This is a genomic window from Microbulbifer maximicatervae (SeqCode), from assembly GCF_052468295.1.
On the sequence record NZ_CP174340.1, the window covers coordinates 3541226 to 3554726 of the forward strand.

Sequence of the window (13501 nt, forward strand, 5' to 3'; positions counted from 1 at the left end):
CACATTCTCTTCTGTCGTCTATTCGCAGGAATTTATTACAGGGTGACGGTACCTTCACAGGCGCGCAAGAAAATATCCCGATACTCTATCCCGTTAAAACGCATCGGGTTAGTACTAGCGGAAGGCTCCACCGATGCCATTTTCCCAACTCTGTCGGCATCAGTGTCATCAATTCCAATCTCCGACAGGCTGTGGGGAATCCCCAGCTGTTTGCGCAATCCGAGTAACCAGTTGAGTACCGCATCAAATCCGCTATCAAACATCTCATTACCGGCCAGTTGTAGATAAAGTGCCAGATGCCCCATAGGCACCTGGATGGCTGGACGGTTGGCGATCAGAACGTAGGGCATCAATATCGCATTTAACAAACCATGGTGCTTGTCGTACAGGGCCCCCAATGGATGTGCCAGAGCGTGGATAGCGCCCAAGCCCCGCTGGAAAGCCGTAGCCCCCATACAGGAAGCTACCAACATTTGCTGACGCGCCTCGAGTTCTGCGCCTATAGCATAAGCTCGAGGCAAATACTCCTTGATCAGGCGCATCCCCTCCAGGGCAATTCCCTCAGCCATAGGATGGTATTGAGGGGAGTAAAAAGACTCCAGATTGTGTGACAGCGCATCCATTCCCGTCGCTGCAGTGAGGTCTGGCGGCAACCCCATAGTCAATTGAGCATCGAGAATAACAATGTCCGGCATCATGCGCGGATGGAAAATCAGCCTCTTAACCTGTGCTTTCTCATCGGTAATTACCGCAACCCGGCCAACTTCAGAACCTGTGCCAGCCGTCGTGGGAATGGCAATCAGCGGTAAAATACCCTCTGGGTCCACACGCCTGTAGTTGTCGCCAATATCCTCAAAATCCCAAATACTGTGCTGCTGTCCCGCCATAAGGGCAATGGCTTTGCCCGCATCCAGGGCCGATCCCCCGCCCAAGGCAATGACACCATCGCACTTCTGCTCACGCAGCTTGGCCACCCCATCGGCGATATTTATCTCATTGGGATTACCTTTGATTTTGGAAAAAACGCTAACTTCCAGACCCACCTGTTGGCATGGGTTAATCGCACTATCGACCAGTGGCAATGCGGCGACTGTAGGATCAGTAACTAACAGAGGCTTGTGAATATTCAGCTCCAGGCAAGCTTCAGCCAATTCAGTAATGCGACCGGGGCCAACCCAAACGGTCGTGGGATAATTCCAATTGACATGGTATTTATCCACAATTTCCTCTCTGACGTTCTGTCACTTTTGCATATTCAAAATAGGCTGTGACCTTTCGGAAAACAGGCAGACAATTTCACTTTCTGCATCCGGCAACCGTTCCCGCTAACCATCATGTTTAAAATGAAATGACTTGGGACGGGTTAAATTCTCAAATCCAATTTTAGAAAGCGTACATCCGCGACCAGATTGCTTGACACCCGTCCAGGCCAATTCCGGATCCAGGTAATCACAACGATTTAAAAAAACAGTGCCGGCCTCTAAATACCCTCCCATCTCCATTGCAACATCTTCATCGCGGGTAAAAATAGCCGCAGTTAGACCAAATGGGCTGTTATTCATAAATTCTAGAGCTTCGCCATCATCGTGCACTTTCTGCACCCCCAGCACCGGCCCAAAAGTCTCCTCGCGCATCACTCGCATGTGGTGTCGCACCCGGGTTAACAGTTGCGGTGCCATATATTGGGTACCCCGCTTGTCCATTGGGAATTCACTCACATCCAAGTGAACCTTCGCGCCCTCCGCTATCGCTTCATCCACCTGCGCGCGAACCCGATCGGCAGCTTCCGCACGCACCAAAGGCCCCAAAGTGGTCTCCACTTGATCCGGGCGCCCCAGTCGATAGTCACGCAGTAAGTCGACCGTTTGGGAAATAAACTCAGAAAAAATATCTTCATGCACATAGGCCCGCTCAATACCGCAACAGGACTGACCGGAATTAAAATAGGCGCCGTCGACTACCGCTGCCACAGCTTGGCTAATATCGGCGTCGGCGCGAACATAGGCTGGATCTTTTCCCCCCAGTTCAAGTCCCACTTGAATAAATCGACCGGCAACTGTGCGCTCTAGATTCGCGCCAGCGCCAACCGAGCCGGTGAAGGCAACATGCTGGATTTCCCCCGCACAAGCTAATCGCTGGGTATAAGCATGATTTAAATGAAGAAACTGAAAAACACCGTAGGGCAGTCCCGCCTCGCGAAAAATCTCCACCATTCGCTCAGCACAAAGGGGTGTCTGTGCCGAGTGTTTTAAAATAACTGCATTGCCCGATAGCAGTGCCGGTACCACTGCATTAACCGCCGTCAGGTAAGGGTAATTCCACGGGGCAATTACCAGGGAGACCCCTAAGGGCTCGCGGCGGATAAACCTGGTAAAACCCGGCTTCTCAGGTAACTGAATGTCAGCAAGGGCTTCAGTAGCAAGCTGTGCCATGGTCTGCGCACGATCCATAAACCCGCTAATTTCCCCTCCTGCATAACGGATTGGGCGCCCCATCATCCAACACAGCTCCCGCCCCAAACGCTCTTTCTTAACGGAAAATATTTCCACAGCCCGCTCGATAATAGCGATGCGCTCATTGAGGGGAGTTCGCCTCCATGCTTTTTGTGCTTTACTGGCCCGATCCAGCACTACACGGATTTCCACCTCTCCCGCCAGAGCGCGCTCTACATAAACACTGTTATCAATAGGAGAAATACACTGAAGATGGTGCATGATTTTTGTAGTCTTCATCGGCGTCGATACTCCCAATTAAATAATTTCGAAGTACCGCTCCAACTCCCAGTCACTCACATGGCGGCGATATTCCCGCTCCTCCCACTCGCGACTGGCAGAAAAGTGTTCAACAAAGTCGCTGCCAAATAATTCCTGTGCTGCTTCTGACGCCTTAAATTGCTGCGTGGATTCCCACAGTGTGCCCGGCAGCACTTGTTCGTTTTCCAACTCCAGCGAGTAAGCATTACCGGCAACAGGCTCACTGGGCTGCCACTGCTGCATAACACCGTAAAGACCCGAGCCCAAAGCTGCTGCCAGTGCTAAATAGGGGTTGGCATCGGCGGCCCCCAAGCGGTATTCGACGCGCTGGGAAGTGTCGCCGCCGGGGATAGCACGCAGTGCCGTTGTGCGGTTTTCCACCCCCCAATTGGCTCCCGTCGGCGCCCAAAAACCTGGTACCAGGCGGCGATAACTGTTAACGGTCGGTGCCAACAGGGCAAGGAATTGCGGCATCAGCCTTTGCTGCCCAGCTATGAACTGACGCATTATCTGGCTGATACCATCTGGCTGGCTCGAATCGAGAAAGGCGGAATCACCGCTGCCACTATTGCGCAGTGACAAATGAATATGCCCGCTTTGCCCCGGGTACTCACTGGACCAGCGGGACATAAAAGTAGCCATCAAACCCATCCGCTGTGCCAGCACTTTTATAAAGGTTTTAAACAGGGCAGCTTTGTCTCCAGCGGCCTCAGCACCATCCACTGCAATAGCCGCCTCTAAAACTCCCGGGCCTGTTTCCGTGTGTAAGCCCTCCAAGGGGAAATCCATGCGCTCGCTCAGCTCCAGGATTTCCCGATACAGCTCTCCGTGTACGGAATTTCGCAGTATGGAATAGCCAAACACATCGGGGGTAAAAGGCTTTAAATTACGGAAACCCTTGTTCCGCACTGAATCGGGCGTTTCGTCAAACAGGAAAAATTCGTATTCCAGGGCGGCACAGGGATCAAATCCCAATGAGCGACAGCGTTCAATCACCCTGCGCAGAACTGCGCGGGGGCACAGCGCCTGGGCTCGACCATCAAACTCCGCGAGAAACAACAACATATCGCCTTCAAAAGGCACATCACGGCAGCTATCGGGGAGTATACGTACCGGGGCGTCTGGATATCCGGTATGCCAACCGGTATAACGAGTGTTGTCGTAGAGCTGATCCTTAACATCCCAGCCCAGGACCACATCGCAAAACGAGAAGCCCTTTTCCAGGGATGAGAGGAATTTGGCGCGGCTCATATATTTGCCACGCATTACACCATCGGTATCGAATAAGCCCACTTTGACATGACTGAGGCCTCGTTCTTCGACAATTGCGCGGGCCTCCTGAGCGGTTTTTACCTCCCGTGCCTTTACCATGACTGGTCCTGCCCCGTTGTTGTTATCTCCGAGTTACAGGATAGACCCGCCAGACGAGCTTCGACGCCAAAAACCCGGCGCAGGCGTGACTTTCAGCCGAGCCCCTCAGCATATATAATCCGCGCTCCAGATTTTCAGTTACCTATTCATTCAGGACCAGCAATGAGCTTCGAAAAGATCCCGGCAGGTAAAGAACTGCCCAACGATATCAACGTAATCATCGAGATCCCTGCCAACCACGACCCGATCAAATACGAAGTGGACAAGGACTCTGACGCAGTATTTGTGGATCGTTTCGTTGCCACTCCCATGTTCTACCCAGCAAACTACGGCTACGTGCCCCAGACTCTGTCTGAAGACGGTGACCCCCTGGACGTGCTGGTTGTAGCGCCTTACCCGGTAATGGTTGGTTCTGTAATCCGCTCTCGTGTTGTTGGCGTTCTGAACATGACCGACGAATCCGGTGTTGATGCCAAACTGCTGGCCGTTCCGCACACCAAGCTGACCAAGCTGTACGATCACGTTGAAGAAATCAGCGACCTGCCCGAGCTGCTGATCAAGCAGATCGAGCACTACTTCGAAAACTACAAAGCCCTGGAAGCGGGCAAGTGGGTTAAAGTAGAAGGCTGGGCTGACGCCGAAGCTGCACGCAAAGAAGTTATGGCTTCCCGCGAGCGCTACCTGAAAGAAGAAGGCTAATCCCCTTTTCTTTAAGGAGACTCTGAATAACTCCGCAATACCTCTGCGGGTCTTGAAGGCTGCAGATGTTAGGCGCAGCTCGCAGTAAATGGCCCTAGTCCTTTGCAAGAGCTGCAACGCAGCAGCTGTGGCCTTCAAGGCTCGCCCTTCGGGGCTTGCAGAGCGATTCACACTCCGCGTTGCGACTTCTTGAAAGGTCTAGACATTCCTGCGAAGCCGCGCCTTGATTGTGAACCGCTCTGCAAGCCAGAGGCATCACGGAGTTATTCAGAGGCTCCTTTAGCAATAAAAAACCGGCCTAGTGCCGGTTTTTTATTGCCTGTTAGGAGAGACCCTGTCAGTTAACTTCCCAATTGGGAACAGAGACAGGAGATAGCTCCTCCCCTTTGCGCTCACTCTCATCCAGAAGCTGGCCCTCCGCTGCACGTAAACTGAGGTGCTCTACCTCAACGCTGACCGGTTCCACCGACTTGCGTTCGTGCTCCTTAACCAAGTTTCCCTCCATGGGCGCCAAGGTCCACTGCGGGCTAGCCGCAGCTTCCATCTTGGGCTTGGTTTGCTCAGCAACAGCTGCTCCGCTGCTCTCATCCTTAATGCTGACCTGTGCGCCTATTTTGGCCAGGTTTGCACGAAACTGTTGTGCCTGGGGCAGAGATAACCCTTTCTTCAGTATCAGCGGTCGGCCACTGAACAATTTCTCTATCGCCTGGGGATTGCTTTTAAACAGGCGCACCATACTGGCCTTTACATCACCAGCGGTAAAACCCGCCACCAAATCACCGCGAAAAACCAAACTGTAGGTAGATTGCGACATCAATAATATTTCCCTGAGTTACTCTTCCGAATCCAGAGTCTGGTCCATGGTATAAGCCGGAGCCCCTTCAACACGCCCTCCTACCTGGCGGGCGGGAACACCGGCGACGGTTGTATGAGCGGGCACATCGTGCAAGACCAAGCTACCGGCGGCAATTTTGACGTCCTCTCCCACCTTAACCGGACCCAGTACTTTAGCACCGGCGCCAATCATCACTCCGGGGCCAATTTTCGGATGGCGATCGCCGCTGCCGCTGCCACTGCCGCCCAATGTCACCGAGTGGAGAATCGAGACATTGTCCTCAACCACACAGGTCTCCCCCACCACTAATCCAGTGGCGTGATCGATCATAATGCCGCAGCCAAATCGCGCTGCTGGGTGGATATCCACCGAGAACTGTTCCGATACCTGGCTTTGGAAATAGAGCGCCAAGGTATGGCGGCCTTGATTCCACAACCAGTGCGCTATCCGGTGGGATTGCAGGGCGTGAAAACCCTTAAAATACAGGAAAGGCGTCAGGTACTGGTCGCAAGCCGGGTCCCGGTCATACCAAGCGCAAATATCCTCGCCCATACAGCGGGAAATACTCGGGTCATTGGCCAGAGCCAGGGCAATCACTTCCTGAAGCGCGGTTGCCGTGAGGGCATTGTGCTCCAACACCGAAGCCAGGTGATCCGCCATAGCATCACCCAGAGACTTGTGGCGCAAAATGGTATTGTGGAAATAACTTGCCAGGATAGGTTCGCCAGCAGCCGCCTCTGAGGCTTCAGCCCGCATCGCCTGCCAGATATCCCGCTGCCCTTGAACGGCCGCTTCCTCACCCATAATTCATCTCCCTTATATTCCCCAGGGCATTCACTGCGGCGCAGCTTGGCAGGATCACTAGCCCCTTTCAAGAGGAAGCCTCCATCGCAAAGTAGCTTTCTTGCCACCCCCCATTGAGGTGGTAATGAACTGTAACCAACCTATCTCAACAGGCCGCTATAGTTGCCCATTAAATGGGGGGTAGCAGTGATCTGGAACCCAGATATAGCGCGTATAGATTTCCTGAAGGTGCTCGCAAACCGCAGTGCCCAGGGATAGTTCTGACTCCTGCAGCAACTCGGACAGGCGCTCCACGCTGAGAAGTTCCTGAAGCTCTCGGGCCCTGGGGGCATAGCTCAGGTGCCAGCGTTCCGGTGCGACTCCGCCGCGATCCTCTGCATAGGGCCGGAACAGCCCATAACTATTACCCGTGCTGATTTGGTTATCCAGCCAGCGGTGGAAGGCGCCAAAAACTCCGTCGTCCGCCACCTCCTGGGGGGTGAGCTGGACTGCATAGTCAGCGGGGACTGCCGCCGCATCGATAATATCGAAATCGGTACCCCAGTGGTGACGGGATGCTCCCGGCAATGCGGACCAGCGCAGGATAGCGAAGATCAGCTCCCGCTCGCTTAACTGTTCAATATCCAGGGGAGTACCGTGACTATCAAGAACCGGGCGGTGACCCTGCGCTTTGGCATTCCAAATCAACAGTTGTCGATCAAAGGCGCGAAAACCGGAAACGATTTTAGGGGCAAACCCCTCTTCACGGGCATCCCGACTCAAGCGCTGGAAGGCGATCAGTGCTTCGGGATGTAAAAGCTGGTCAGAAACTGGGTCGACAATGACATGCTCATCGCCGAGTCCAAATAACATACGCTTCAGCGGTGTCGATAACATTTGCATCTCATTATTAGGCGAACTCCAAAGGGCAGGCTAAATTATTCAACAGGCTATGCCTACTTTAACAGAGCGCAGACAATCGCCCTTAACTATGGCACCAAAGCAGGGGCACCAAAAGCAGGCGCGCCGCACAATAATCTGGCGGTAATGTTTGTTAGCCACCTGTTAATTTATGTTAAGTTCAAAGCCGCAGTCGAGGAGTTGACTGCGACAACGGACGCTCAAACTGGTAGGGAAAACCGAATGCACCCGAGTCAATCAGAACTATTAAAACTAAAAAACCTGGGCCTGGCCTCGGTCAATATTCTCCACTCTATTGGCATTCGCTCCCACGATGACCTACGCAGGGTTGGGCCTGTCGAGGCCTTTATCAGTATTCGCAACCGGGGGATTAACGCCTCCAAAGTAATGCTCTACGCTCTTCAGGGCGCGCTGATGGATGTGCACTGGAACGACCTGGAGCCGGAGCTGAAACAACACCTCACCAGCGAGGTCGACCGCCTCCTTGCCACCCAAAACTCTGACTAGCAATTCCCCTCAAACACCACGGAAAGCGTCGCAGACACGTGCACTCGACGGACTCGGCACAGCAGGCCAAGCTGTGCCGATCTACAGTAAGGCAAGTTGCGCCAACCCTATCTAAACTTACCGGTGGAGCCGCGGAATAATTCCGTAAAGACACTCACTCAAAGGAGAGATCCGATGTTGCGCATTGGGCTATTCCTGCTGACCAACCTTGCTGTCCTTGTATTGGTTGGCATTATTTTCAATATTTTTGGAATTGGGGGAATTCTTCAGGCAAACGGTGTCGATCTCAACCTCGGCGCCTTGTTGCTGATGTGCGCGATTTTTGGTTTTGGCGGGTCTTTTATTTCCCTGCTCTTATCGAAAACCATCGCACGGGTCAGTACCCGCACACAAATTATCGAGCAGCCCCGCAGTGCCGATGAACAGTGGTTGGTAGAAACCGTACGGGAACTCTCCCGCAAAGCGGGCATCGGTATGCCGGATGTGGGGATATTTCCAATGCCCCAGGCGAATGCCTTCGCCACCGGTTGGAATCGCAACAGCGCCCTGGTCTCTGTCAGTGCAGGTCTGCTGCAGCGCTTCAGCCGAGAGGAAGCCCGCGCCGTAATTGGCCATGAAATTGGTCACGTGGCCAATGGCGATATGGTGACGCTGGCACTGATCCAGGGCGTGGTAAATACCTTTGTGATGTTCCTCGCCCGCTTGGTTGGGTTCTTCGTAGACCGGGTTATCTTGCGCAACGAAGAGGGATTGGGCATCGGCTATTTTGTCACATCCATTGTTATGGACATCATATTCGGCTTCTTCGCCATGATGATTGTCGCCTGGTTCAGTCGCCGCCGTGAATATCGGGCCGACCATGCCGGCGCCACACTGGCCAGTCCTCAATCCATGATTGCCGCGCTGCAACGGCTCAAGGTGGAGTCCGATCGCGGCCACGAGGAACCCCTACCCGGCAATATGAAAGCTTTCGGTATATTCGGCAGTATGGGAGCACTTATGGCTACGCACCCGCCACTGGATGATCGTATTCTCGCCCTGCAAAATTTTCGTAATTAGATATTTTTCGCATCGCCGCCATCAATCATGGCGATCGTTACCTAAGGAAAAAAGATGAAAGCTTTGACCATATTAATTTTCTCATGGATGATCATTTCAAGCTACGCATCCTCTGATGAATTACCGCCAATTTCACAAATTAAGCCGTCAGTTGCCGAAGAGGGATCTCTAGCAAACGAAAAGCTTATTGATGACACAGTCGCTGAATTAAGTAGAGTTGCCGGAATTAGCTCTGATGCAAAAATCCTTAAATTTGTAATTCAACAACCTGTTGGTAGGGCTGACTCAAGAGCTTGGCGAGAAATGTGGATCGCTAATCCTGGAGATTCTGCTAAGCGGTTTATCATAACCTTTCGGGAAGATGGGCCCGACGCTGCAAAATTTGAAATCCAGGAGATGTAAAACAGGCTCAAGCAGATGACATGGTAAAGCATGCTAAAAATGCCAGGTTGAGATCGCGCCGCAGGGCATGACTTGTTCTAGTAAGTACATTGATCACGCAGCAACAACAGCTCCAACTTTAAATCTCACTTCCGCTCCCCCATAAACAGCAATTAACGCTCGGATATTTCGAACAAGATACACTTTTTAAAACAGTGACAAAAAGCGGAAGGCAACAGTATCCACTGCTCTTCCAATCCGGCAGTTCAAAGGGAGGATTGTATTAATGACTCTACTTAAAACTCTACACGCCAGCTTAATCTCAGCCTTTTTGCTGCTTACGCCAGCAATATTTGCACAGGCGGAAACCTTTGCCACCGACGACGAACGCAACACCATGCAGGTGTTCAATTTTGCCAGTCCGTCAGTGGTCTATGTCACCAATGAAACCCTGGTGCGGGATCGCAGGACCCTGCGCCTCCACTCAGTGCCCAAAGGCGCCGGCAGCGGATTTATCTGGGACACTCAGGGCCATATTGTCACCAATTTCCACGTTATCGAGGGGGCTCGGCAAGTCACGATTACGTTGCAGGATCGCAGTGAGTGGCCGGCGGAGCTGGTGGGGTCTGCGCCGGAAAAAGATCTGGCCGTTCTGAAAATTAACGCACCCAGGGAGTTGCTAAAACCGCTGGTTGTGGGCACCTCCAGCAATCTCGCGGTAGGCCGCAAAGTACTGGCTATCGGCAACCCGTTCGGCCTGGATACCACTCTCACCACCGGTGTGGTCAGCGCCCTGGGGCGGGAAATTGAAGCCGCCAACAACCGTACCATTCGCAATGTTATCCAAACAGATGCGGCTATTAATCCAGGTAACTCCGGCGGCCCGTTGCTGGATTCCCAAGCGCGTTTAATCGGGGTCAACACCGCAATTTACAGCCCCAGTGGCGCCAGTGTCGGTATTGGCTTTGCGATTCCAGTGGATACGGTCAAAAAAATTGTGCCGGAACTGATCAATCACGGCCGCCTGGTGCGCCCGATTATTGGTATCGAATCCGCCCCGGACCAATGGAGTAGCCGCTACGGCTTTGAGGGGGTGGCGGTATTGCGTACCGCTCCCGGGCTTCCCGCAGAGAAAGCCGGCTTGCGCGGTATCCACCGCACCCGGGGTGGAGGCTGGGAATTGGGCGATGTGATTGTAGAAATAGAACAGCAGCCGATTCGCAGCTACGACGATCTGCTCAATGCCCTTGAAAAGCATAGTGCCGGTGACGAAATCACTATCGGCATACTGCGTGACGGGACAATTCGCTACACGTCCATTAGACTCGCGGCACCCGAATAAGCAGGCGCTTGCGCCCTGAACAAGAATTAGGCCGGGAGCCGAAAACCTATGCAGAAGTACTTCCTGTGTCGCTATGACGAATTAAGCGAAGGTCGATCCAAAGGGTTCTCCCTCGGAGACACTGCCGCCGGCACTGACAATGTGTTTGCTGTGATGAAAGATGGCGAGGTCTACGCCTACAAAAACACCTGCCCTCATCGGGGCATCAATCTGGACTGGCAGGAAGACCAGTTCCTCGATCCCGATGGCGCACTTATTCAGTGCGCCTCCCACGGCGCGCTATTCCTGATTGAATCCGGGGAGTGTATCGCCGGGCCCTGTACTGGTGATGCCCTGACCCCAGTACCGGTGGAATATGCACAGGACGGTCTCTACGCATTACTGGCCGACTGACAGCCCCCTGCCTTTCCCTTACGGGAGAAAAGGCAGGGCCTCCACCAGCTCGACGCCTTCATCACCGAGCTTCGCGCGGTATGCGAGCACTTGCACACCAGCATCGACAGCGGAATCCAGGGCCTCAGCATAAGCGGGATCAATTTCCCGCGCCGCCTGCACCATCTCGATACCGCTGTGTTGAACGCAGTAAAAAAGTACCGCCCGCACTCCGCTCTCAGCCAGCTTTTGCAGTTCGCGCAGGTGCTTGGCGCCCCGGGTACTTACCGCATCGGGGAAGTAACCCCGTGCCCCATCTGCCAGGGTCACATTTTTCACTTCCACGTAGCAGTCCCCATCGGCGCCGGACAACAACAGATCGATACGGCTGTTTTCCTCGCCGTAGCGCACTTCCCTGCGCAGGGATTCATAGCCCTGTAACTCGCTGACTACGCCAGACAGAATGGCCTCTTCAACCAGAGCATTGGCGCGGCCTGTGTTCACCCCCGCCAGGGCTCCATCCGGGGTCGTACAGATTTCCAGAGTGTGGCGATACTTGCGCTTGGGGTTGCCAGAATCGGAGTACCAGCAGTCTCCCCCCTCCACCCAACAATTCTTCATAGACCCCGTATTTGGGCAGTGGATGGTAAACACTTCACCACTGGCAGATTCCACATCGGCGAGAAAGCGCTTGTATCGGCGCAAAAGTGTTGCCTTTTGCAACTGAGGGGTAAATTTCACGGGCTGGACCACTTGGCTGTAATTTCAGGCGCCACAAAATAGCAGACAACTATTTGTGGCGCGAATCGCGCAGATTTGATAGCTTCCTCGCTCTCGGTCGCCAGGGGTATCGGCACCGAGAACAGGATTAGCCTGACACCGCAGCGAATTTGATAGGTGAAAAAAGCATCACTTAGAAAGATTCCGGTCTAGGCTAGATTGAATTTGGTGGTATCGCCCCCATAAAGGGGGGCCCGTATAGAAAGAGAGGCAACGACTATGCCCAAAACTGCTGCGAGCACCGAATCTCTGCACGGCTTTGAGCCCTACAAGGAGACGCAGGGCGAAGAGTACATGAATGAGAAGCAGCAGGAGCATTTCCGCAACTTGCTGTTGGCCTGGAAGGCCGAGCTGATGGCGGAAGTGGACCGCACCGTTTCCCACATGAAAGACGAGGCCGCAAACTTCCCCGATCCCGCAGACCGCGCCAGCCAGGAAGAAGAATTTAGCCTGGAATTGCGCACCCGCGATCGCGAGCGCAAGCTGATCAAGAAGATCGATGCCACCCTGGAGCTTATCGACCAGGATGACTACGGTTTCTGCGAAGCCTGTGGTGTAGATATCGGCATTCGCCGCCTGGAAGCCCGTCCAACCGCCACTCTGTGCGTGGACTGCAAAACCCTCGCGGAAATCAAGGAACGGCAGATCTCCGGCTGATCCACAACCGATAGCGGCACGGCGTTCGCTTGCGATCGCCCTGCTCGGAGGGGGCGATCAATGTATCGCCCCTATTCATTTTGAACAGCACAACTCCCTATATTGGTCGCTTCGCACCCTCCCCGAGTGGACCGCTCCACTTCGGCTCACTGGTGTGCGCCGTTGGCAGCTACCTCGACGCCCTTGCCCATGGCGGACACTGGCTCCTGCGCATGGAAGACCTCGACCCTCCCCGGGAAGAGCCCGGCGCGGCAACCCGCATCCTGAAATCCCTGGAAGCTCACGGACTGCACTGGCACGGCCCCGTCGAATGGCAGAGCAAGCGCTACGCACTCTACGAGGAAACCCTGTCCACACTGCACCAACGGCAACTGATTTACCCCTGCGACTGCTCACGCAGCCAGATTAAGAAAAATGGTGGACATGCGAACGACTTCTGTCGCCTTAAATACGATGTGAGCGAACCCTCAGCGCTGCGATTGCAATGCGCAGGCGGCGAGGAAGGCTTTGTGGATATTTGGCACGGAGAGCAACGGCAGCTAATCCGCGAAGACACGATTCTCAAGCGCCGCGACGGCCTCTATGCCTACCAACTGGCAGTCGTTGTCGACGATATCGACCAACAGGTCAACCAGGTGGTGCGCGGCTCAGACCTATTGGATACCACCGGTGCACAACAGCGCTTGCATAAAATCCTCGGCGCCACTCCCCCCCAGTTCGGCCATCTGCCGCTGGTGATGGGCCCTGACGACAGGCAAAAACTCAGCAAACAAAATCACGCGCCGGCTATCGACGACAACATGGCTTCCGGTAACCTGTGTAAGGCTTTACAGTTCCTCGGCTTCAAACTGCCAAACACTGCCCCAACAGAATCCCCCGAGCATATTCTCAAGTGGGCTACCGCACGCTGGCGCCGCCACCAGATAGATATGCGCAACCGCCAATTGCACTGATTCCAAGCTGCACTTACCATTTCCGCGCCAGCCGCCCTTAGGGGTCCGGCTGATAACCCGCGTTGACGATTACACAGGGATGACTTCT

15 protein-coding genes are annotated in these 13501 nt (G+C 54.0%); 8 read left to right on the forward strand and 7 right to left on the reverse strand.

Translation table 11 applies throughout. The annotated features are described in order from the left end of the window. Positions 1-35: 35 nt before the first annotated feature. The 3 genes from ACJJIQ_RS15805 to ACJJIQ_RS15815 form a co-directional block, all read right to left on the reverse strand. Positions 36-1220, reverse strand: coding sequence for an iron-containing alcohol dehydrogenase (locus ACJJIQ_RS15805; protein ID WP_444915641.1), 1185 nt, complete (start codon positions 1218-1220; stop codon positions 36-38). 105 nt (positions 1221-1325) lie between these two features. Further along, a complete protein-coding gene (locus ACJJIQ_RS15810; protein WP_445362399.1) occupies positions 1326-2732 on the reverse strand; it encodes an aldehyde dehydrogenase family protein in 1407 nt (468 codons plus the stop codon). A gap of 18 nt (positions 2733-2750) precedes the next feature. Further along, positions 2751-4124 (reverse strand): glutamine synthetase family protein, encoded by a 1374-nt coding sequence (locus ACJJIQ_RS15815; RefSeq protein ID WP_445362400.1) that lies wholly within the window; start codon positions 4122-4124, stop codon positions 2751-2753. A 162-nt stretch (positions 4125-4286) separates the two neighbouring features. Here ACJJIQ_RS15815 and ppa point away from each other — a divergent pair, with 162 nt between their 5' ends. Next, positions 4287-4823, forward strand: a complete 537-nt coding sequence (ppa, locus tag ACJJIQ_RS15820) for an inorganic diphosphatase (protein ID WP_282931443.1) — start codon at positions 4287-4289, stop codon at positions 4821-4823. A gap of 337 nt (positions 4824-5160) precedes the next feature. Here ppa and ACJJIQ_RS15825 read toward each other — a convergent pair whose 3' ends face one another. The 3 genes from ACJJIQ_RS15825 to ACJJIQ_RS15835 form a co-directional block, all read right to left on the reverse strand. Next, positions 5161-5637 carry a hypothetical protein gene (locus tag ACJJIQ_RS15825; RefSeq protein WP_444940860.1) on the reverse strand — a complete coding sequence of 159 codons (477 nt, stop codon included), beginning with the start codon at positions 5635-5637 and terminating at the stop codon, positions 5161-5163. Positions 5638-5655: 18 nt separating this feature from the next. After that, positions 5656-6462, reverse strand: a complete 807-nt coding sequence (cysE, locus tag ACJJIQ_RS15830; protein WP_445362401.1) for a serine O-acetyltransferase — start codon at positions 6460-6462, stop codon at positions 5656-5658. A 156-nt stretch (positions 6463-6618) separates the two neighbouring features. After that, positions 6619-7338 carry a M15 family metallopeptidase gene (locus ACJJIQ_RS15835; RefSeq protein ID WP_445362402.1) on the reverse strand — a complete coding sequence of 240 codons (720 nt, stop codon included), beginning with the start codon at positions 7336-7338 and terminating at the stop codon, positions 6619-6621. 246 nt (positions 7339-7584) lie between these two features. Here ACJJIQ_RS15835 and ACJJIQ_RS15840 point away from each other — a divergent pair, with 246 nt between their 5' ends. The 5 genes from ACJJIQ_RS15840 (at position 7585) to ACJJIQ_RS15860 (ending at position 11044) form a co-directional block, all read left to right on the forward strand. Next, positions 7585-7869: a TfoX/Sxy family protein gene (locus tag ACJJIQ_RS15840; protein WP_108735343.1), complete on the forward strand. Its 285-nt coding sequence runs from the start codon at positions 7585-7587 to the stop codon at positions 7867-7869. Between the two features lie 174 nt (positions 7870-8043). Next, positions 8044-8928: a protease HtpX gene (gene htpX / locus ACJJIQ_RS15845; protein ID WP_282931439.1), complete on the forward strand. Its 885-nt coding sequence runs from the start codon at positions 8044-8046 to the stop codon at positions 8926-8928. 54 nt (positions 8929-8982) lie between these two features. Beyond that, entirely contained in the window at positions 8983-9330 is a 348-nt protein-coding gene (locus tag ACJJIQ_RS15850; RefSeq protein ID WP_445362403.1) for a hypothetical protein, read from the forward strand. Positions 9331-9595: 265 nt separating this feature from the next. Further along, entirely contained in the window at positions 9596-10651 is a 1056-nt protein-coding gene (locus tag ACJJIQ_RS15855) for a S1C family serine protease (RefSeq protein WP_445362404.1), read from the forward strand. 48 nt (positions 10652-10699) lie between these two features. Continuing rightward, entirely contained in the window at positions 10700-11044 is a 345-nt protein-coding gene (locus ACJJIQ_RS15860) for a Rieske (2Fe-2S) protein (protein WP_444896214.1), read from the forward strand. Positions 11045-11062: 18 nt separating this feature from the next. Here the strand turns inward: ACJJIQ_RS15860 and sfsA are convergent, their stop codons facing one another. Then, positions 11063-11764 (reverse strand): DNA/RNA nuclease SfsA, encoded by a 702-nt coding sequence (gene sfsA, locus ACJJIQ_RS15865; protein WP_445362405.1) that lies wholly within the window; start codon positions 11762-11764, stop codon positions 11063-11065. Positions 11765-12022: 258 nt separating this feature from the next. Here sfsA and dksA point away from each other — a divergent pair, with 258 nt between their 5' ends. Together dksA and gluQRS are read left to right on the forward strand one after the other, a co-directional pair. Continuing rightward, complete coding sequence (dksA, locus tag ACJJIQ_RS15870) at positions 12023-12460, forward strand: RNA polymerase-binding protein DksA (RefSeq protein ID WP_108734345.1); 438 nt, start codon at positions 12023-12025, stop codon at positions 12458-12460. Between the two features lie 29 nt (positions 12461-12489). Beyond that, positions 12490-13413, forward strand: a complete 924-nt coding sequence (gene gluQRS, locus ACJJIQ_RS15875) for a tRNA glutamyl-Q(34) synthetase GluQRS (protein ID WP_445362406.1) — start codon at positions 12490-12492, stop codon at positions 13411-13413. Positions 13414-13501: the final 88 nt, after the last annotated feature.